Genomic DNA, 21,136 nt, shown 5'->3' on the forward strand with positions numbered 1-21,136 from the left:
TCAAAGTATGAATTATTCAGGTTAATAATTAACTGTTTTAAACATATCAATTGAACTCATTATATAGATAGGGGTGATAATCATGGAAAACACTCTTATTATTGCTTTCTCGCTTATTCCTGTAACTATATTTATATATTTCTTAATTAAGGATTTAAACCTCTTGGGTGATAATCATAAAAATCGTAAGAAAAAGTGATGCTAAAACTTAGGTTTATAAAAATGACTGCTTTTCTTAACAAAAGACATCAATTAGGTCAGACTGATATTGTAATAATCCAAAACAGCAGCCTCTGCAGAAATGAATTTATCATTTATTTCTTAATCACTCCCCAATGAAATATTCCAAACTTTTATGTCTGATTTTATGAACACTTCATTTGGAAAAAAGAACTAAGAAATCACTCAATTGTTTTGAGTATTTTTTAGCTCTTAAAGATTAATAGTTGGTGTAGTTGCCAAAAACCTTATCCATCATCGTTTCTATACTAGCGTTTGTCATCAAAAGATTACAACGGATACAACAGAATTTAAATATTTCGAAGTAAACACTATCATTCGTCAGAAAAAACTTTATTTAGATCCATTTATGGATCTATTCAACAGTAAAATCCTCTCGTATAGAATCTCTGAAAAACCAATGCGGTAGCTGTCATGGAAGATTTAGAAGAAGTGATCGAATTTTGTGAACTACTCACCACTGTACTTCAAAGCATTCAAAGCATTAGCATAAGCTAAGGTTTGACTAGGTTTCTCTGCCAAAATAACTATACTTATTTGTATATTCACCTCACTTGGCCCTGCCATCTTTTCTTTTTTATTTTTAAATTACTGCTTTTGGTTGAGGGTACTTACTTATGCACAAACATATTTCATAAGACAATCTTCTTCCATTTACGAATCTTAGTTCTAAAATTTGTAAATGGTGCTACGCTATTAATATGAATCCACTTGTACAAGGGCCATTTGGCTTTCGTCGTTGCCCACTTCCGTTGTTCAGGTTCAAACAGCTCTTTATCATTTAACATTTCTATCCAAGTACATAATTCAATCACTTTTTTATTTAATTGTGTAATTTGTTCAGCCAAAGTTTTTGTTCCATATGCTTCATAAAACGATTGATAAAGTCCACCTAAATTGTTCCATTTATAACCTTCTGCAGGTGTTTGAACCTCAATTCCTGCCTTCTCTTTTTCTTCCCACTCTAATAATAAGGTTAACCAGCCCAATTGATAAGATAAGTTTTCAGAAGGTGTTTTATCAACTTCTTCAATCCGCTTATTTTTCAACTCTTCTGGAATGGTCTCGAATTCAGTAATATATTTTTGGTAACGTTGTTTGACTTCTGCAATCAATTCCTTCCGGAATTTGTTTCGTTATTGCGTGATTTCTCAGAGTACAATGGATGTATGGAAAGGATCCAACGGGAATTTACTACTCTCTCCTGTAGCTTTGTCTACCCAAATAAGTCTGTTACCCGAACCACTGTTATCACTACCAACTCATTAGCTGGGCTTTGTGACCTGTTCCCGCTAACTCGTGGATGAATACTTTCCCCTTAACTGTTGTGTCAACATCATATACTTCTTCTAATTCAGGTTTCCCGATATATGGATTCGTGTCTCCGCTCTCTTCTTTATCGTCAGGGTTTCCATCACCATCAATATCTTGCAAATAATAATAACCTGTTCCATAAGTGTTCTGGATTAATTTTTTATTCGTATCCGACAACCAAGAATCAAAGATGAAATCTTCACCAAATGGTTTATTTTCTTCAACTTGTGCTGTTGCTTTCATATCTTCTAAGATTTCATCTAATGGCTTAGTCAATTGTAAAACATATCGAATAAAGACTGGACGTGGACTTGCATTAGCAAAATCGATAAGTTTAGTCAAATCATTATCAGTAATTGATCCTACACCATAATTTTCATGATCCTTACGTCGTTCAATTGCTAAATCAGCCACTTTTGTTCCGGATTCAAACGAAACATCATATGTTACTTTGTCAGCCTGAACCATGTGCATCTGTATACCCGCTACATATGGAACTAATCGTTCATCAATTTTGTAATTAGCATACCAAGGCGTGCCCTTTGCGGAAGATGAATATGAGAAATTATAATTTTTCGTTAACTTATGATCTAAGATTATAGCTCCATTAGCACCTGTGGATCCTGAACCATCTTTTGTTTGAGTATTAGGTTTCTCATATTTTGCACTTACTGATCCATGTTTAAACTGGTCAGGATTATTTTCAGATACATCTAAGCTATTATAGAAATCATCTGAATCTGTTAAAAAGTAGCCCGTACTATCAATACCCGGTACAATTTTATCATCGTCTTGATGACTTACCAAGTAGATTTGATACATTAAACGATCGGTCTTGAGATTGTCTATGCCTATCTCTTTAAAAATTTCATCTAGGCTCTTTTCAAACGTAATTACCCCATTAGGAGCGGTTTGCGTATCGGTTGTTTCTGCCCCAGCAAATAATCCATCACTTGCACGAATATAATTGACCTTCCAAATATTTGTAGGTCTACCCAGCGAATCATTAATTCTTACAAAGGTCCGTCTAGAAGATCCAATTCCTTTCTTTGGATCGACCTGAATTTTTTCTACATATTTAGCTAATCGTTCATCTAATTGAAGACGGATTTCCCAGTTTTTAGTTGATGCTGCAATATTATGTTTTCCGTAAACTTCAAATCCAATTGTATTGCCTTTTAGTGTGTCTCCAGTTAATTCTTGAGGACTAAATTGTAAATCCGAAAAGTTATAATTTTTCGTATAGCCAGGATTCTCCTGAAAAGTATTCCCTGAGGATATTTTATCCCCTACTTGTACGGAGCTTATCGCTGTTTCAAGTGAGCTAATAGGAGAAATGTCATCTTGTGCTTGAACTAGTTCAGTTGTTCCCAAGACAAGACCAACACCAACCAAAACAGATGCAACCCCAACACTTAATTTTTTGATACTGTACTTCAATACTCGTTTCTTTGTTTTTTCTAGAAACACTCTCTTATTATTCTTGCTAACCATTATTCAAATCAACTCCCTTAATAATTACTTTCCTAGTAAGAATAAAAGATAAATCTGATACGTATTATTCACAGAATAGGAATCTTACTAACCTTATGTTAACTAATTTACTTAGAGAATTTCATGCACATTACAACAAAAAAGTACATTTCTTCATGTTTTTTTCGGATATTTGTGCTTTTTAACCATTCAGCAGCTGAAAACATATAAAAAGATATGTATGTATTCTTTCTGAAATTAAGTTCATTTCTATGCGATGAAGCATGTTTTCAAAATATTACCCTTTCTTAGATTAAACTTCAGAGTATTCAAATAACGGAATAAGGAGCCTTATCCCGCATTACTGAATGAGACTGTGACATAAGTAAGAAGGTGACTTCAAATTCCTTCTTCGGAATTTGAAATCACCTTCTTTATAATTATAAAGTATCGGTTTCACAGCATTCCTGAATGATTCCTAGAATCTTAAACGAATGATTGGAGTTATCAACATTTTTTCACTCGTTTTTAGCGAAACAAAAAATGACATTTGTCACAGCCTCATTAAATTATTGATTCTTTTTCTTTATAATTGAATTGTCCATATTTAAAGTGTCTAGTACTCTACATGAATAATTAATTGCTTTCACTCAAATACTTATAATCTATTAACTTGTAGTTGTTTAACTTTTCTGAAAAAGTTAGACCCACGTAATAATCTTCCCAGCTTTCTCTTTCAATTAACTGATCCAATTTTTGATAATCCATAAATTCATCATGTATTAAAAAGAATAAATAACTTGATATTTTAGCATCTAGCTTAATCAGATTAAATAATGTTTGCTTAAAATTGCTACCATTAATATGACTGATAGATTCTCTAGCTTCTTCACATAAACTTTTTACTTTATTAATTACTACTTTGTCATATTCATTTAACACACTATTATTACCATTACTTAGACGCTCAGATTCTACGAAACAACTCAAATCAGAAATTTCCCAAAAAAATTTTTTGTTAAAATCCAATTTCCTCAACTCCTCCAAACTACGTAAATGATATAGTCTCATAATAAAATAAAACCTCTCAGCTAATGTTGTTGAAATTATCCACTAAACCTAATTGATATTGCTTAGGAGATACACCTGCGTACTTTTTGAATACTCTCGAAAAGTGTGAAGAATCTGAAAATCCTAAACCTAAAGAAACTTCACTGATAGTATGGTTTGATTTCAACATTATTTTAGCCGTAGAAATTTTTCGCTTAGAGATATAATTATAAATCGTAATATGCATTTCATTCTTAAAGCTTTCTCTTAATTTAGTTTCACTTACAGAAAATAATTAGCTATTTCCTTTACAGTAATTCTTTTATAGATATTTAAGCCGATGAATTGAACGACAGAAGAAATTAAGGGAGAAAGATGCTCTATCTTAGTTTTTCCGATTTCCTTAGTATAATAAACAATCCCAGAATCCCTCACTTTTAAGACCTCAGGTAACGATACAGCTAATTCGTTTTCTTGTATCAAAGCATCTCTACTTTGATACGCTTCTATTATATCCATTCCTAATGTTATAGACGTTTGTGCTAACTTTTCAAAAACAATGATAGAATAATTTTTTTCAGACCGAATCGTATCTCCACTAACACTTGGAATTATTCCATTACTCAGATTAAAAACCATGTTTTCTAAATTTCGAATATCTCCATTTTTAACATATTCCAGTATTTTATTTTCATAAAGAAACAGATATATTTCTGGATCGTAATTTTGTGATAACAGATTATCTATTTTGATTTGCTCGATAGTTTTACTTAGATTTCCTGTATATTCAATTAACGGTTCATGGAATAGATCTTCTATTTTTCCAGTAAAAAAATAATGAACTAAAATCAGAATATCTCGAATGTCTCCTAAAGAATACAAAGTCAAATTTTGCAATGAATTATAGAGTCGTTCTCTATCAGCCATTGCAACATTCAAATTGTTCATTTTTAGTTTAAAAAAATCTTTATCAATATTATTTGCTCTAAATGGACCAAATAAGTAATATCTGGTTTTAAACATGTATAGAAGAAACATCTCATTAAAATCACCAGTAAAGAAATGGAAATCTTTAGTTTTTTTAATATTATCAGTTAGTAACTTTTTATAATCATAAAAAAAATAAGTAGTTCTATCTGAGCGATACTCTTTTATAATACTGAATTCGGAATTAAAAACCACGATAGGTAACTTTAAACAAACATGAAGAGACTTTAATAAGACTTCTTTATCTGAAAACACTTTTGTTTCTCTCTTTCCTTTCTACATCATTAAATAGTATTTTATACGTTATCTAAAATACTATTCCTCTGTCAAAATAAGCTAACTTACTTCATTATAAAATATCCACTTATCGCTTTCATGTATATTCCACCGTAAAAAGTACATTTTATCACCGAGAACTCATCATTTTTCATCATGATGAATACTATTTACATATATCTAGTTCAAAGACAATAATTATTATGATCCGTTATTATCTAAGCACTATACAGATAATAGGAATTTTTCGTTTCTAAATATTCCAATTTGGGAATCCAATAAAAATTTTCGTTCAAATACGTGTCTATTCGAACTCTTTTCTAGTTGTTAATTATGAAGGGGGAAGAAATAAAAAATACAATCTATACACGAATAAGAATATTATCCAAAAGGAGGTTTTAGAAAAGATTTATTATACGTAAAAAGCTCAAGACATTTTCTTAGCCATAAGGACATGTTTGATATTTAAGAAGATATATGAATTTTCTTTTCTAAGTATAAAGATAACTATCCATTATCAACTAAAAAAACATTTTTGAAAATAAACATCAGCAGTCCTATCAATGCATGTGAGCTTATAGAAGTTATTCGCAGCGCAGCATAATTGCATTAGCTTCTTTTCGTGTTTTTTGCCTCTTTTCCCTTTAAATCTTAATGGAGGAGGTGTGCAATATGTCAGATAACGACGAACGCGTAAATGCCCAGTTGATTCGATTCTTTGAAAAGGTCATTTTGAACACCGCTAATACTTATTATAAAAAACAAGAAGAAATTCAAAAACATGAACAACTTGATCAACTCCCACCATATTTGTTTACTAAAGATACTATAAAATTTAAACAACCGATTAATGTTTTAAATGTGACTCTCCTTGTTGAAGATATAAAATTAGCAAAAATCCTTCCTTTGTTGAAAGAACCTGAACAAATTTTTCTTATCGAAAAATTTATCTTTAATAAAACTGATAAAGAAATTGGAAAGGTTCTGGGTATTACAAGACAGGGTGCGACAAATTTAAAACATCGACTTTACAAAAAAATTCAAAAAATGCTGGTTTAATATCTGCATAATAACTAATTTTGTATGCTTCTTTGCTCGTCCTCCTCCTTCCCAAAAAAATAAATAGATTATAAGTTCATGGGAAGAAGGTAAATTTATGAATACTTTAAAAGAAGATTTCATTTTAGCAAAGAATGGAAATGAAGAAGCAGTTGTGGCCGTTCTCAAAAGATTTAGCGCTTTGGTCCATAAGCAATCCTGGAGAACTGGAAAATATGATCAAGATTGTTATCAAGAATGTATGCTTGCAATATATCTAGCTATCTCGAAATTCGAAATTAAAGAATAACTCAACTAAGGGAGTCTGTGACATAAGTAAAAAGATAGTTTCAAATTTCGAACAATAAATTTGAAGCCATCTTCTTTATAATTATAAAGTATCGATTTTACAGCGTTCTATAATGATTCATAGAATCTAAAACGAATGATTTTAATTATCAACGTTTTTTAATTCGTTTTTAGCTTAAAAATAACTTTTGTCACAGTCTCACTCCTAAAATTACTTTATTTACGTACGAAGTGGGCAGGAGGTCGAATCCAGAACTGGGCTATGGTACTTCAACGAGGACTTCTCCTCTAGAATTGAAAAGCATGCGATTTACCTTCCGTAACGACGGTAGATTTATTCAACTATGTGTCCAATCAAAATTTGTCTGATTTCAAAAATAGTCAAGAGAATTTTGGTTGTTAAAAACTCTTATCTATCAACTTCCACAGTTTAGTTGACAAACCCTGATACTAAGTTGGGCTATGATACACTTTTCTTGACTATCAGTTACGTTACCGGAAGGAATGAACTCTATTGAAAAAAACATATGATCGTAAATTTAAACTAAAGATTTCACAGGATATCCTTGAGAAAAAAGTAACTACCAAGAAAATTGCTGAAGAATACAATATCTCTCGTCCAACAATTTCCCGATGGGTTTCAGAATATCGTCGATACGGGAAAAATGCTTTTGCTGGACAAGGAAAAAGATTACCTGATAAAGCAGATTTCTACATTCTTGAACAGGAAAATAAACGACTAAAAGAGGAAGACGAGTGTTCTACGAACACAAAGATCGATACGGATCTCCAGGGATCACTCAAAAACTTTACGATGAAGGAATCGAAATCAATAAACGTGTTGTAGCTGTTCTTATGCGTGAAATGAATTTATGCACAAGAGGATTTCATCGACGCAAATCTTCTCATGGTAGAGAAAAAACAATCAAAGAAATGGTAAAAAAAATGTTGAATCGATAATTTGAACAGAACCAAATTGATGCTGTTTGGGTGACGGATATTACTTACATTCCATGTAATGACGGTCGCCTCTATTTGTCCACCTATATTGACTTAGCAACTCGTATTCTACGTTACTATATGGTGGATTCACACATGAAAAAAGAGATTGTCGTCCGTCCATTACAAATTTATTAAGGAGAATTGCCTACGGTAATTCATTCCGATAGAGGTAGCCAGCATCGGTCTTTTATTTATCAAGAGCTGTTGACCGACCACCACATCACACATTCAATGAGCCAAACTGGGACTCCTGTTGACAATGCAGTAATTGAAGCATTTCATCGATCAATCAAATGAGAATTAATCGACTCCAACAAATATAAAAGTAAAATAGAGATGAAGGTGTTAATCCAAGATTATTTAGAAGACTACTACCCAAACAAAAGAATCCATACAAAATTTATGATGACTCCTTGACAATTTGAAGCGAAGAAAATAAGGAATCTATAATATCTAGTGTTGGTGACGCCTTCTGTTGCCAATACTTTTTCTTTTTTTTAATAAACGCAAACAGACACCTTAAAATCCTTTAGAATAAAGTCGACAAAAACCATTCAAAGGAGCGTTTCAAGATGTCCTATTCAGAGTTTACCAAAGAGTTACTAGATATTCTAGACCTAAATCTTACTTTTCATGAGGATGCCTTTCGCAAAGAGCGAATCAATGACGAAACATGTTTTGCTTTTGATGGCACATTGACCTATCAACCGGAGGAATGCTTTCATCGCCACTATCAAAATGAGCAAACGATCATTAAATGGGGCTGGAAAAAAGTATCCATCTTATTGAATGATGTCAGTAACTACAAGACCATTCTGCGGATTAACAAACAGCGCTTCAAATGTAAACACTGTGGAAAGACTTTTTTAGCAGAAGATTCAGTTAGTGATCGTCGCTGCTCCATTGCTCGCAGAGTCAAACAAGCCATTCTTGAGCTATTAAGCGAACCTCTTTCTATGTCTTTGATCGCACGTATGAAGCACATTTCTCCGACCACTGTCATTCGAATACTTCGCAGCCTTCAGCCTAAAACCGTTTCTTTGAACCAGCTGTTACCAGAAGTGGTGTGTTTCGATGAATTCAAATCAGTGAAAAATGTCTCGGGAGCCATGAGCTTTGTCATGATGGACGGCAAGACCCATCAACTGATTGATATTGTGGAAAATCGGCAACTCAATCCTTTACGCGACTATTTCTTGCGCTACCCTAGAAAAGTCCGTGAACAAGTACGTCTAGTGGTTTCAGATTTCTATACACCCTATCGCACATTGGTGAAAGAGTGTTTTCCGAATGCCCGAATCGTCGCCGATCGCTTTCATATTAGCCAACACATCGGTCGGGCCTTTACCAACCACCGAATTCAAGTAATGAAGACCTTTAAAAAAGGGGATCGTCGGTCGAAGCACTTAAAGAAATACTGGAGACTACTTCAAAAGAATGCGTGGGAATTGAAAGGTCAGCATCGCTACTGGCGTCCGTCATTTCGAGATCATCTGACAGAAGCAGAGATAGTCGATCGGCTATTATCTTATGATGATTCCTTAAAGCGAGGCTACGAAGTCTACCAGGATTTTCTTTCCGTTATCAGAAGACAAGATGTTCCTGAATTCGTCGCGCTCCTAAAAGAAGACTACAAGGAGTTGCCAGAGCACTACCAACCAGTGTTCACGACCTTCAAGAAATACCAAACAGAAATCAAACGAGCGTTGCGCGTTCCCTATTCCAACGGCCCTATAGAATGTTTGAACAACCATATCAAAGTACTAAAACGAATTGCCTATGGCTTTAGAAATTTTCAAAACTACCGAGAACGAATCTTTTTATATCGAGGAAAATATTTCAAGAAAACTAAGAACACTACCCAACTGACTAAAGCCAGAACAACAACACGGCTAGACAAGATAGCTGTCTAGCCGTGTGAGTATCTCGATTATTCTATTGAATTTCTTCACCAACACTCATTGACGAAGAGCCAAAATAAGTAATCTAACCGACTGTTAACTAAACCATTGCAGGTCCCGTTAAAGATACTTGTGCCTGTTGTCACCGCTTCTTTTTCTTGTCCACAAGCGCTTAACACACTTAATAAAGCCCCTGCTATTATTAATAATAATATCTTTTTCTTATTAAAAACCTCCTCATCTATTTCCAGATTAGTAAATGTAGTAATCTGTGCTTTCTTTTTTCTCAATACTAATAACTAACTTATGGGGTAAACAAATACTCGTTTGACCGGGTTTTGAGATCCATCCAGTTCTAACCGCGATTTGATCAGGACTATTATCTTCTTTAACTCGAATTCTTCCATCTTTAATCTCAACAATATTATATTGTCCCTTCGCAGGATGATAATTCACGAGTTTATGATTGATCTTATCCAAATCGAAGCGATCCATTTCCTTGCCATCAATTCGAACGATGGCATATTTGATAGCATCTTCAGTTGTTTCATTCTCCTTTTCTATAGAGAATACAAATAAGGGAATAAAAGAGGTAATAATCAAAATGCCAATAATTATGACATCGCCTATCTTGACACCAGCTTTTCTTAAAAATTTCATTAACGATATCTGGCTAAACATATTAGAATTTTTCCATGGAAATGGTGAAATTTTTCGGAAATTATCTGCATTAAGAGAATCAGTTAAACAACCCTCAAGTTGTTCCTTAATACATTGTTGATCCATCTTCATACCAATTGCTCTTGTAATATTGCCAGGAAAATTTTTATCCGTAAGATGGGCAAATTTTTGTGCGTCAAGGAGTAACCGATTTCGATAGATAAAACTTGAGATACCATATTCTTCTGTTTCAGGAATATGATTTTGATAGCCAAGCTCTAACTCTTTGAACCAGCCCATTGAATAGGAAGTCTCATCTATATTAAAAAGATTTGTATTTAGAATTTTCGATAAGTCTACTTCACCTTTAATTGTCCTAATTATTTTGGCATTGGACTGTAACTTAGCAATTAGACCGTTAATTTTGTAAATCGTCTTGGTTGACACTAAGTCACTATTATTTAAAAGTAATATGTTACAACACTCGAATTGATCAATTAACAAGCCACGAATATCCTGTTCTTCTTCAACTACATTACCTTCAGCTTTTCTTTCCTGAATCTTTTCACCCGTTTCGAAATTATCCCAAAAACGTTTTACATCCACTACTATAATAATGGCACCAATCTCTAATCGTTGGGTCAAATCAATGTCTAAAGGGTTTTTAGCTAATATAATTGCTTGAATAATTGGAATTGGTTTGCTGATTCCTGAAGCTTCAATAACAATTTGATTCAAGTCAGAAAATTGCACTAATTGATCTAGTTCAACAATCAAATCTTCGCGTAATGTACAACAAATGCATCCATTCGGCATCGAAACAAGTTTTTCTCCAGTTCTTTTAAAACCTTTCTTGTCGACTAATACCCCATCAACATTTACTTCCCCTATGTCATTTACAATGACAGCAATTTCCTTTCCGTGATCACCGTACAGAATATGATTTAGAAGTAACGTTTTTCCTGAACCAAGATAGCCAGTTAAGATTGTAATAGGTATTTTTTTCATAGGGAACCTCTTTCTATACCTTGAATTTACACTTTAAGTGCAACACATAAAAATGAGTCATAATCGATATCCAACTAGTATAAGTTTGTCGAGAACACTCCTAGAAGGAAAATAATTATGAGCCAGTATTGTCATCTTACTATACTCGAACGAGAAAGAATCTTTCTGCTTCACGAAGAAGGATTTTCTATTAGTATAATTGGCAACGACATTCAGCATAGCCCGTTTACTATTTTACATGAACTGAGAAGAAACAAGAAAAAAACTAATCACCTTCCAAAGCGGAAAAAAATTATGCTTATCGAAGAAAAAAATGCGGACGTTATCACATTCTAAATGATCCGTGAGTTTGGTCAATTGTTCGTCATTTATTTGTCGATTTTCAGTGGTCGCCAGAGAAAATCTCGAATCGTTTGAAGCATGAACATATGGACTTTTCAATTAGTTTTATCACGATCTACCGTGCAATTTGCAATGATCTTTTCGATACAGAACCCCTCTCACACGGCAATAAAGGCCTGATCCGTTCATTGCACCATCGAGGAAAAACAAGACATACAAAAAATCATGTCGAGTCTCGTGGGAAGATTTGCCTTACTCATTCGATCCATGGCCATCCAAAATCCGCAGATGATAGAAGTGATTTTGGTCATTGGAAAGCCGATATTGTAGCTGGCAAAACTAGTGGTACTTGTTTAGTGACTTTGACAGACAGAAAATCATGCTTCCTTTTAGCAGGAAAGAAGGTCCCCAGAAAGAAAGCCGCTTATGTGAGCGAGAAAATGATTGAACTTTTAAGCAGTATTCCAAATGAGGCGGTCAAAACGATCACTCCAGATAGAGGAAAAGAATTCTCCAATCATTTCGCAGTTACAGAAGTATTGAATAATATGCCCTTTTATTTTCCAGATCCTCATGCCCTTGGCAACAATGAACAAATTAAAATACGAATAGACTCATTCGAGAATACTTGCCAAAATCGAAAGAGATAGCTACGGTAGATAACTCAACGATAAATCAGATGATTGAAAAACTGAATAAAAGACCTAGAAAGTGTTTAGATTGGAGAACACCTTATGAAGTCTTCTTTGATAAAGTGTTGCGCTTGATTTGACAATTCAAGAAATAATAAAAAGCAGATCAAATCCAAATAAGGGAAAAATGATCTACTCTGGTAGTATCAATTAATTGGCCAAGCTATTATGCCGTTTTGCTAAACGTCTACTTCTTCCAGTATTGACCTTGATAAAACAACAATCAGGATCCCGTTTTAATACTCTATGAACTGTGTCAATACTAACATGTAAAGTTGCAGCAATATCAGCTAATGTACTCCCATTTAATCTCATTTGCTTTGCAAATTGATAACGCCGATAAGCATCAATATTCTTGGAATCCATAGACAATAATACTTTTCTTACCATGTATTTCCTCCAAAGATTGGATTTTAATGGGCCATCATTTCTTGAGCAATCTCATGCTCAGATAATGAAGCTGGATAGAAAGTAGGCCAATTATGCATTTCATTATAAAGTTTTTCTTGACTTTCTCCACCAAAGAAAATATGAAAATGCTCTGCCTTACTTGGTGCAATTCCATGATCGCTAAATTGAATATATTTAAAACGACCAGCACCTGCATCATCAGTTTCAAAATTAAAACGAACACCACGGTTTCCTTTTTCATAATTCAAAATTTTGTATCCAACATATTTGTATGTGTATTGATGATGTTCACCGTTGACTACAAAATCAATGGTGTTGTCTTTAATGTTGATAGTATCAATATCTGTCTTATAGCCAGTAGTATAATAATCTTTGTACTCGGCAGCTGTCATGTCTTTATTGAGTTTTGCTTTGTAATCGAAAACTTCATCCAAAATTCCATCTTTTAACAACGGATAAACAGATTGCCATTCACCTGTATAATCACTCAATTCGCGATCCTTCACATCGGCATCTTTAAAGTACCCATTAGCAACTGTCTTTTCATCCTTCGCTTCTTTTTCTGGAACTACCTCTTCACCAGCAACCATAGTTGTTTTCTCTAACGCTTTTAGATTGTCTTCCATTACTGAAACATAATCTTCACCATTATCCATTTGTTCTTTTGTAAGACTTTCAAGAGGATTCAATACTTCCAATTTTATCCCAGCTTCATTGGCCAAAGTTTTTGCGATTTTATCATTAGCATTCTTTTCAAAGTAAATATAATTGATCTTATTTTTTTTAACATACTCTTTTAATTCAGCTAATCGACCAGAAGATGGCTCTTCTTCAGGACTTAGTCCAGCAATAGGAACTTGTATCAATCCATAATCCAAAGCTAAATATCCAAAGGCTGCATGTTGTGTCACAAAACTTTTTTGTTTCGCTTCTTTAAGACTAGTGGTATAGTCAGCATCCAACCGTTTCAGTTTAGTCAAATACTTTTCAGCATTTGTCTCAAATACTTTTGCTTTTTTCGGATACAATTTAACTAACTGATCCTTGATATTTGAAACTTCCTTAATTGCCATTTTGGGTGAAACCCACGTATGAGGATCTAGTTCATGATGGTGATCTTCTTCTCCGTGATCATGATCTTCTTCTTCACTACCTGGCAATAAAATCATGTCTTTTGTTCCTTCTACTACATTAGGCCCAGCTTTCTTCCAACTTTCTTTAGCTTTTGGTACCCATGATTCCATGTTTTCGTTATGATATACAAAAACATCAGCATCATGAGCTTTTGCCATATCCTTAGCTGAGGGCTCATAGTCATGAGGTTCTGATCCCGCTGGAACCATTAAATCCACGTTCGCTTCATCGCCGACGATGTTTTTGGTGAAATCATACATTGGATAGAATGTTGTTACAATTTCTAATTTTCCATCTTTATCATTCGATACTTTTGCATCATTAGTGCTGGAGCAAGCTCCCAATAATCCTAGAGCTGCTATCCCAATAAGTCCTACACTGATTTTCTTCATTCTTTTTCCTTCCTTAATTATGCTAATTTCTTCATTTTATTTTGTTTATGTTCTTTGATAATTTTTAATGCTCTTTTTCTAGTTTTGATATTCGGGCTTTTAAGTCGTCGATATGCACTAGATATATCCGTTTTCTCCATTAGAAATTACCCCTAATCAATACTTATCATTATTTGCTTTCCGCCAGTAATTTATCAAAACTCTGTTTGATCCTTTCTTCATCCAACATTTTTCCAATTAGAATAATAGTGGTTTGGTCTTTTTGTCGAGTGGTGTATTGAAAATTAACCTGTTCGTTTACCCCTTGTATGGCAACTATAAAATCTTGATCTTGCAAAGCAATCAATCCTTTAAAACGATACAGGCTCCCTTGGTTGGTTAAAATCAGCCGGTCAATCCATTGGAATAAAAAATCTTTTTTTATGTCTTGATCTGAAGTTAAGAGAATTGATTTAAACTCATGTTCTTGATGATGTTGATGATAGTGTTTGCCATTATAGTGATTTTCTGATGAATCACTTTCAAAAACTAAGGGATGATTGAATTTTTCCAAATTATAAAAATCCTTTTTTTGAATCGTTTCACTATGTGTGAACATTCGAATATCGGATAAAGGGTTAATACTTTTGATTTCTCTCTGTAATTTTTTTAGTGCAGATAAATTCAAGTTTTGTTTTCTAGACACAAAAATGCGATCTGCCATGACAAGTTGCTTAAGGGCTTGTGGTTCTCTTTCAATAAGTTCAAAACTGTCACTATCAATAACAGTCAATAAACTATCGATATATACTCTTCCTCTTAGTTGAGGCGCTGTTAAAAGTGTTTGAATGATTGGTTGGGGATCTGCTATACCTGTAGTTTCAATGATGATTTGTGAAATTGGTTGTTGATGTTCTTCTATTGTTTCCAGTAAAGAAATCAATATTGCTAATAAATCACTGCGAAGACTGCAACACATACATCCATTATTTAGTTGTAACACCCGTTCCTCGCTATGAACTAATAATTTGTGATCAATCCCAACTTCACCAAACTCATTTTCAATTATAATAATTTCTTCCCTGGGGTAGGGTGGGACTTGCAAGGCTTGATTGATTAGCGTTGTTTTTCCAGCCCCTAAAAACCCAGAAACGATTGTAACTGGTATGCCCATTTTGTCACCTTTTTACCACTTAGCTATTTCACTTCTTTGAAAATTGCCCGTCTGCGCAATTTTGGCGAATACTTTTTTAATTCTAACCGTTCAGGGTTATTCCGTTTATTTTTGCTGGTGAGATACAGACGTTCTCCAGTTTCGACACATTCCAAAATAATATTTTGACGCATAAATCTTCCTCCTTCAATACTTATCGATCTTCAAGATATGCTTGAATTTGTTGTGCATCTTCAAAAGTTAACTCGCCAGATTCCAATTGTGAAACTAAATTTTCTTTCATATCAACAGGTATCTCCCAATAACCATCAATACATTGAAATAACTCCTCGTCATACTCTTCAAAAATTGGATAGATTCTTAAAAAATCATCAAATGATAAGCCTTGGTCCTCATAGTAATCTTTGACTAATCCATTTTCAATTGCCTGTTGGGTCGGTAAACCCGTTTCAGTAATAATTCCTCTCTCTACCATCGAACGATAAAAAGTGCATTTATCTAGCGATTGCTGGGTCGTTTCAAGATAATACTTTAATCCTTCTTCAACTAAAGGTGGGTAAATAATTTCCATTTTGATTCCCTCCTAAAAGTTATATATTAAACTATTTTGAAGCTCCTTTAATTACTTTCTTTCCATTATAGTACCCTTTTAAAGATACATGATGGCTACGTCTATAATCACCATTCGCTTCGTCAAATGAAATTTCTGGTTTTACTACAGTTTGATGAGTTCTTCTTAACCGTTTCTTCGCCTTAGATGTTTTTCTTGCTGGTACTGCCATGATATTTCCTCCTTTTACCAACTTGCTTTTTTTACTCCAGGAATCAACCCTTGATGGGCAAGTTCTCTAAACTTAATACGGGACATACCGAACTTTCGCATATACCCTCTTGGACGACCATCCGTCTGATCACGAAGCCTCAGACGATTCGGATTTGAATCTCTTGGCAATTTAGCGAGAGCGGTGCGATCTCCTGCGGCTTTTAATTCCTGACGTTTATCTGCGTACTTTTCAATCATCGCCATTTGTTTCTTTGCTTTAGCAATTTTCGACTTTTTTGCCATATACCTTTATACTCCTTTTATTTTGATTTAGACATCTCAAATCGTAATCGTTACGTTTTGACACTGATACTTTACCAACAAGAGTTGCTCTTGTCAACAATAAATAACATGAAATAAAACTCATATGAATAGATAACTATTTGAAAACGAATTTATCGGTACATAGAGATAATCAAATCATTTAAAAGAATATGCAGTTTAAGCTCTGAAAAATAAGAATTCACTTTTATTAGTCCAATCAAACACAAATACCGTTTTAAGTAGCTTTTCCTCTACTTAAAACGGCAATATGAAAGAAACTATAACTTTTTATTCAATCTTTTATGTTTAACTGGTTTATCGCCAATTTTTTAAAACTTTGATTATTCCTTATATTATAAAAATAGACATTAAGTGAACTAATTCAATCATACTGATTCTTTCGTGTATTCAAAATTAGATGCTGTTTAATAAAATTATTCTTTTTGAAAAAGAATTATAACTATATCCCAAAAATTGTAGGTTAATTTAAAGCCTATTTCATCATCGTGATTGAGCTTCTTTTTCATAGACGAATTTCTCAGATAGTTTAGTTTTCTTTATGAGATTTTTATATATTTCTGACCTTCGATACAACTCACTATGAGTACCTTGATCAACTACTTTTCCTTGATCCATCACTACAATTTTATTTACCTTTTCAATAGACTTCAAGCGATGCGATATAATTAGTACTGTCTTATCTTGTATTAAACGATTTAAACTTTCCTGAATACGTTTTTCATTTTCCGCATCTAAACTGGCAGTAATTTCATCTAAAATTAAAATTGGCGCATTTTTCAAAAAAGCCCGTGCTATGGATAGGCGTTGTCGCTCTCCTCCAGAAAGTGAACTTCCGTTTTCTCCGACCAATGTATGATAACCGTCAGGTAGTTTTTCAATAAAGTCTTCGCAGTTAGCTAAACGAGCTGCTTTTTTCACTTCCTCATCTGACGCTTGACTATTTCCAATACGTATATTTTCCAAAATACTTGTATTAAACAAAGTTACCTCTTGAAAAACAATAGCGATTTTGCTAAACAAAGAAGCTGGAGATACACGTTTAATATCATACCCATCAATTAAAATACAGCCTTCATCATAATCATACAGTCTAGACACTAATTTCAAGATACTAGTTTTCCCGGAACCACTAGCACCTACTAACGCAGTCACTTTTCCTTGTTTAGCCGTAAAAGAGATATGATCTAAAATTGGGGTATTGTTATCATATGAGAAAGAGACATCTCGCAACTCAATGTCAAAAGATTTCAGAGGACTATCTGATCCCTCTTGGATACTGGTTTCCTTCATAGCTCTAATTCGCTGTATTTTAGGAGCTAAATAAAATATTTCAAGCACTGCTTCTTTCATAGAATCGAAGGAATCCTTTATTTTTATTGCGGCTAGTAAGTAACCAACGACGTAGAGTATAGTCACTTCACCCGTTAACAGTAAGTGAACACCTACTAGAATGACTACTGCTAAACTAACATATGAGAAAATAGAGGATAAGGCCATGACTGAAAAAGTACTTAATTCTACCTTTAAATGAATCCTTTCACTCTCTTCCATTTTTTTGAAAAGTCTGTCTTGAACTTTTTTAGATAGATTAAAGCTATTAATCTCTTGCTGCAATTCTATAGTTTCTTGAAATTCTTCCGAGTTTTCTCTCAAAGTATCGTAATATTTAGTATTGGCTTTCGTTTGGGATTTCTTTGATAACAAGATTAAGACAAAACTAAATAACGTTGGCAAAATAACAGCTAATCCCATTTTGACATTACCAACCAAAAGCATCACTGAAATAAAAGGGAAAAACAGAGCCATACCGCCGGCTTTAGGTATTGCATGACTCATCGCATGCTCAATACCTTCAACGTCAGACATGATAGTTTGAGATAAATCTGATAAATTATGTTTTGAAAAATAGGATAATGGTAAATTTGACAAATCGTCTGCAATTTGCACTCTTAAATGCGCACTTTCTTTATAAGTACTATTATATAAGTTTTCATACTCCCTATCTAACAACCAATACATGAAAAGCAAAGTAACAAACGATACGGCAAAATAAAGCCAACGGGGCTTTGTATTTTCTAAAATTAATTCGTCTATCAGCATCATTATAATGAATGCTGGTACCATATTAATGCAGTATACAAAAAAACTAGAAATAGAAGCTTTAGTTAAAGCTTCTGCGCCCTGATCACTTAAAGCAAATTTGTTTTTATAAAAACTTTTCATTGTCAAGCCTCCAATCATTTGCATTCTCATAATTAGTGACCAATTGTTTATACACTTGATGTTTAGCCATTAATTCATTATGATTTCCACGTTCTACTATTTTCCCTTCTGACAAGACAAGAATTTCATCTACAGATTTAATGCTGGATAATCGATGAGCTATCATAATAACTGTTTTTTCTTTCATCAGATGTTGAAAAGCCTTTTGTAGTTCATACTCATTATCTGGATCAATAGATGCACTGGCTTCATCCATAATAACAATCTTTGCATCTTTTAAAATTGCTCTGGCAATAGCTATACGTTGTTTTTCTCCTCCTGACAGATAAACTCCTTTACTACCAATTAAGGTATGCTCTCTTTCGGGAAATTTTTCTAAAATCGATTCGCAACCGGCTAATCTTAGCGCGTCAAATACTTTACTTGCTGGCGCTTGAGGATTTGCTATAGAAACGTTATCGTAAATACTCTGATTGAATAGTTTCGTATCTTGAAAGACAAAAGCAATTGTGTTAATAATTGTGTCTTTTGAATAGTGATTTAAAGGCTTACCACCAATTTTAATCTGTCCCTTATCCACATTGTAGAAACCTGAAATTAGTTTAGCTATCGTACTCTTTCCGCTTCCTGATTTTCCTACTAATGCATAAATTCTTTTTTGTTCTAAAACTAAGTTGAAATTTTCTAAAACACACTCTTCTTTGTATGAAAAGCTGACATTTTCAAATGCAATGTCACAATTTTTAATCTGTGTCTCGTTCCCATATTTTAGTTGGTCTTGCTTCATTTCTAAATAAAGGGAGTCTAGTGTTTCGACTGCATATCTTGCTTCAAACAAGTGCATACTTACATACATTATTCTCATGAAAGAAACAAAAATAATTCCACTTAAAAAAAACAACATCAACAAGTCAACAGCTAATATCTTGGGAGTGGTAAGAGAAGTTATAAAAAAGGTTATAGGAACTATCAAAATGCAAACTATGCCAAAAAATAGCCATTGAAAAAGAACAAAAGGTGTTTTCCCACTCAAAGAATACTTATATGCAAACTTAGCATAATCGTTAATTGCTTTATTCAAGGCTTTAAATGATGTTACTTTAGCACCAAATATCTTTATAACTTGAATTCCGCGGATATATTCTACCGTTTCAGAGCTTAACACATCTAACGATTCTTGATATTTTTGAATAAAATTTGTATTCTCTGTCATTTTCTTTAACAAGAATACACCAATTACTAACATGGCGATTAGAACCAATCCAATTTTAAAGTTAATGAAAAAGCCTAAGGCAACTGATAAAACAGGTGTTACTATGGCTTGAGCACTATCTGGAATCAAGTGAGCAATTGCCATATGTGTTTTAGCCGCGTTGTCATCAATTGTCTTTCGAATATATCCCGAAGAATTTAAATCAAAAAAACGAAAACTTGCTTCTGTTAAACCGCTAATTCCCTTTTTTCTCAAATTAGTCTCTAAGCGAAACCCAAGGATATGAGAAAATAAGCCAGAAAAAATATAAAATAAAGCTCCTAAAGTTAACCAAGCAACAGTTTGAACCGCATAACTCTTAGCTAAATATTCATCTTCTACAATAATTAGAGACTGAAGAAATTTGTAAATACTGTAATATCCATAGACTGTTAATACGACAGAAAAATCAGAAAATAAAGTGGCTAACCATCCGTAGTATTTCATTTTAGGGACATAACTAAATAATTTTTTGTATACTTTCATTTTTTCCTCCCCCGCATTCAATTTCTTCTCTTATTCGTTTACAACTGTTAATGCTTTCCGTAATAGCGTAAATTAGAGATGTACAAACAGATAGAAGGTAAACTACGTTCTATTTTTGTATTTTTTTAAGACTTTTCTTCCAATCAATACACCAATCATAGATAAACTTGCTACAACTAACACTGAAATGATTCCCCATATACCTACCGCATAGTGGATCATTGCATCCATTGTTGCAGCAGATTGTCCTTTATCTATCCAATCTTGACGAAAACGATCTGTAAAGAACCATATAGGAATCCACTGTCCGGCAGCACTGCCTAATTGCATTAGAGCCCAAGACGCAACTTGAGGAATTGCTCGATCATATCCAAATACAGATAGAATAATATCAGCTAAGATCGCCATACTAATCGAACTGATAAACCAAGGTAAGTACGCCCCGCCCATTAACGTAAAAAATAACAATAAAACAATTGTGTAAATAGTAAAAATTCCTTTTCTAGGGTAGTTATAGCTAATATAAACAAATATGATTCCAGATAATAATCCAAAAATCCCTGGGGATATGCTGTGACCAAACGCCCCACCAATACTACTAACCATTATTGAAAAAAAGTAAATTACTAGGGAAATAACTGTAGCTAAACCAATAAAAATATAATCTTTTGTTTTCATATATATT

General features: G+C 33.5%; 22 protein-coding genes and 3 pseudogenes. 9 read left to right on the forward strand and 16 right to left on the reverse strand.

Going from position 1 to position 21,136, the window contains the following annotated elements:
- Positions 1 to 445: 445 nt before the first annotated feature.
- Positions 446 to 681, forward strand: a pseudogene (locus RU96_RS11565) (IS3 family transposase); the annotation flags it as partial.
- A gap of 191 nt (positions 682 to 872) precedes the next feature.
- Here the strand turns inward: RU96_RS11565 and RU96_RS11570 are convergent.
- The 4 genes and pseudogenes from RU96_RS11570 to RU96_RS11585 all read right to left on the reverse strand — a co-directional run bounded on the left by RU96_RS11570 (position 873) and on the right by RU96_RS11585 (position 5,319).
- Complete coding sequence (locus RU96_RS11570) at positions 873 to 1,355, reverse strand: ClbS/DfsB family four-helix bundle protein (protein WP_071865667.1); 483 nt, start codon at positions 1,353 to 1,355, stop codon at positions 873 to 875.
- A 148-nt stretch (positions 1,356 to 1,503) separates the two neighbouring features.
- A pseudogene (locus RU96_RS11575) lies at positions 1,504 to 3,048 on the reverse strand (YSIRK-type signal peptide-containing protein); the annotation flags it as partial.
- 615 nt (positions 3,049 to 3,663) lie between these two features.
- Positions 3,664 to 4,098, reverse strand: a complete 435-nt coding sequence (locus RU96_RS11580) for a DUF7006 family protein (RefSeq protein WP_002332818.1) — start codon at positions 4,096 to 4,098, stop codon at positions 3,664 to 3,666.
- A 16-nt stretch (positions 4,099 to 4,114) separates the two neighbouring features.
- Positions 4,115 to 5,319, reverse strand: a pseudogene (locus RU96_RS11585) (YSIRK-targeted surface antigen transcriptional regulator).
- Between the two features lie 693 nt (positions 5,320 to 6,012).
- Between RU96_RS11585 and RU96_RS11590 the strand changes: the two are divergent.
- The 6 genes from RU96_RS11590 to RU96_RS11615 all read left to right on the forward strand — a co-directional run bounded on the left by RU96_RS11590 (position 6,013) and on the right by RU96_RS11615 (position 9,602).
- Positions 6,013 to 6,399 (forward strand): sigma-70 RNA polymerase sigma factor region 4 domain-containing protein, encoded by a 387-nt coding sequence (locus RU96_RS11590; protein ID WP_002302419.1) that lies wholly within the window; start codon positions 6,013 to 6,015, stop codon positions 6,397 to 6,399.
- A 97-nt stretch (positions 6,400 to 6,496) separates the two neighbouring features.
- A complete protein-coding gene (locus tag RU96_RS11595) occupies positions 6,497 to 6,688 on the forward strand; it encodes a helix-turn-helix domain-containing protein (RefSeq protein ID WP_070509330.1) in 192 nt (63 codons plus the stop codon).
- A 513-nt stretch (positions 6,689 to 7,201) separates the two neighbouring features.
- Positions 7,202 to 7,534: a helix-turn-helix domain-containing protein gene (locus RU96_RS11600; RefSeq protein ID WP_002305515.1), complete on the forward strand. Its 333-nt coding sequence runs from the start codon at positions 7,202 to 7,204 to the stop codon at positions 7,532 to 7,534.
- The gene (locus tag RU96_RS13550; RefSeq protein WP_002303668.1) at positions 7,444 to 7,647 is read left to right on the forward strand and encodes an IS3 family transposase; all 204 of its coding nucleotides are present in this window, start codon (positions 7,444 to 7,446) and stop codon (positions 7,645 to 7,647) included. Before RU96_RS11600 ends, RU96_RS13550 begins: the two co-directional genes overlap by 91 nt.
- A 30-nt stretch (positions 7,648 to 7,677) precedes the next feature.
- Entirely contained in the window at positions 7,678 to 7,824 is a 147-nt protein-coding gene (locus RU96_RS13085) for a hypothetical protein (protein WP_002348989.1), read from the forward strand.
- A gap of 437 nt (positions 7,825 to 8,261) precedes the next feature.
- Complete coding sequence (locus RU96_RS11615; protein WP_071865668.1) at positions 8,262 to 9,602, forward strand: ISL3 family transposase; 1,341 nt, start codon at positions 8,262 to 8,264, stop codon at positions 9,600 to 9,602.
- Between the two features lie 240 nt (positions 9,603 to 9,842).
- Here RU96_RS11615 and RU96_RS11625 read toward each other — a convergent pair whose 3' ends face one another.
- Positions 9,843 to 11,258 (reverse strand): GTP-binding protein, encoded by a 1,416-nt coding sequence (locus RU96_RS11625; RefSeq protein ID WP_071865669.1) that lies wholly within the window; start codon positions 11,256 to 11,258, stop codon positions 9,843 to 9,845.
- 117 nt (positions 11,259 to 11,375) lie between these two features.
- On the opposite strand from RU96_RS11625, the gene RU96_RS12715 reads away from it, so the two are divergent.
- Complete coding sequence (locus tag RU96_RS12715; RefSeq protein WP_070509369.1) at positions 11,376 to 11,594, forward strand: helix-turn-helix domain-containing protein; 219 nt, start codon at positions 11,376 to 11,378, stop codon at positions 11,592 to 11,594.
- A 92-nt stretch (positions 11,595 to 11,686) separates the two neighbouring features.
- Entirely contained in the window at positions 11,687 to 12,250 is a 564-nt protein-coding gene (locus tag RU96_RS12720; protein WP_002303664.1) for an IS30 family transposase, read from the forward strand.
- 192 nt (positions 12,251 to 12,442) lie between these two features.
- On the opposite strand, the gene RU96_RS11635 is transcribed toward RU96_RS12720, so the two are convergent.
- The 11 genes from RU96_RS11635 to RU96_RS11680 all read right to left on the reverse strand — a co-directional run bounded on the left by RU96_RS11635 (position 12,443) and on the right by RU96_RS11680 (position 21,129).
- On the reverse strand, positions 12,443 to 12,682 hold the full coding sequence (locus RU96_RS11635; RefSeq protein ID WP_002303663.1) for a helix-turn-helix domain-containing protein: 240 nt from the start codon (positions 12,680 to 12,682) through the stop codon (positions 12,443 to 12,445).
- 23 nt (positions 12,683 to 12,705) lie between these two features.
- Positions 12,706 to 14,229 (reverse strand): zinc ABC transporter substrate-binding protein AdcA, encoded by a 1,524-nt coding sequence (locus RU96_RS11640; protein WP_002303662.1) that lies wholly within the window; start codon positions 14,227 to 14,229, stop codon positions 12,706 to 12,708.
- A 17-nt stretch (positions 14,230 to 14,246) separates the two neighbouring features.
- On the reverse strand, positions 14,247 to 14,369 hold the full coding sequence (locus tag RU96_RS12895) for a putative metal homeostasis protein (protein ID WP_002302412.1): 123 nt from the start codon (positions 14,367 to 14,369) through the stop codon (positions 14,247 to 14,249).
- Positions 14,370 to 14,398: 29 nt separating this feature from the next.
- Positions 14,399 to 15,382, reverse strand: a complete 984-nt coding sequence (locus RU96_RS11645; RefSeq protein ID WP_071865670.1) for a CobW family GTP-binding protein — start codon at positions 15,380 to 15,382, stop codon at positions 14,399 to 14,401.
- A 23-nt stretch (positions 15,383 to 15,405) separates the two neighbouring features.
- The gene (gene rpmG, locus RU96_RS11650) at positions 15,406 to 15,555 is read right to left on the reverse strand and encodes a 50S ribosomal protein L33 (protein WP_002297320.1); all 150 of its coding nucleotides are present in this window, start codon (positions 15,553 to 15,555) and stop codon (positions 15,406 to 15,408) included.
- Between the two features lie 20 nt (positions 15,556 to 15,575).
- A complete protein-coding gene (locus RU96_RS11655) occupies positions 15,576 to 15,953 on the reverse strand; it encodes a hypothetical protein (protein WP_002297319.1) in 378 nt (125 codons plus the stop codon).
- Positions 15,954 to 15,984: 31 nt separating this feature from the next.
- Positions 15,985 to 16,164, reverse strand: coding sequence for a 50S ribosomal protein L32 (gene rpmF, locus RU96_RS11660; protein WP_002297318.1), 180 nt, complete (start codon positions 16,162 to 16,164; stop codon positions 15,985 to 15,987).
- 14 nt (positions 16,165 to 16,178) lie between these two features.
- The gene (gene rpsN / locus RU96_RS11665; RefSeq protein ID WP_002297316.1) at positions 16,179 to 16,448 is read right to left on the reverse strand and encodes a 30S ribosomal protein S14; all 270 of its coding nucleotides are present in this window, start codon (positions 16,446 to 16,448) and stop codon (positions 16,179 to 16,181) included.
- 522 nt (positions 16,449 to 16,970) lie between these two features.
- Entirely contained in the window at positions 16,971 to 18,713 is a 1,743-nt protein-coding gene (locus RU96_RS11670) for an ABC transporter ATP-binding protein (protein ID WP_143350968.1), read from the reverse strand.
- On the reverse strand, positions 18,697 to 20,451 hold the full coding sequence (locus RU96_RS11675) for an ABC transporter ATP-binding protein (RefSeq protein ID WP_049219897.1): 1,755 nt from the start codon (positions 20,449 to 20,451) through the stop codon (positions 18,697 to 18,699). The genes RU96_RS11670 and RU96_RS11675 overlap by 17 nt, the downstream gene beginning before the upstream one ends.
- Positions 20,452 to 20,553: 102 nt before the next feature.
- Positions 20,554 to 21,129 (reverse strand): MptD family putative ECF transporter S component, encoded by a 576-nt coding sequence (locus RU96_RS11680; RefSeq protein ID WP_071865672.1) that lies wholly within the window; start codon positions 21,127 to 21,129, stop codon positions 20,554 to 20,556.
- Between the last annotated feature and the right edge of the window lie 7 nt (positions 21,130 to 21,136).

This window comes from Enterococcus canintestini, assembly GCF_001885735.1.
GTDB lineage: Bacteria > Bacillota > Bacilli > Lactobacillales > Enterococcaceae > Enterococcus_C > Enterococcus_C canintestini.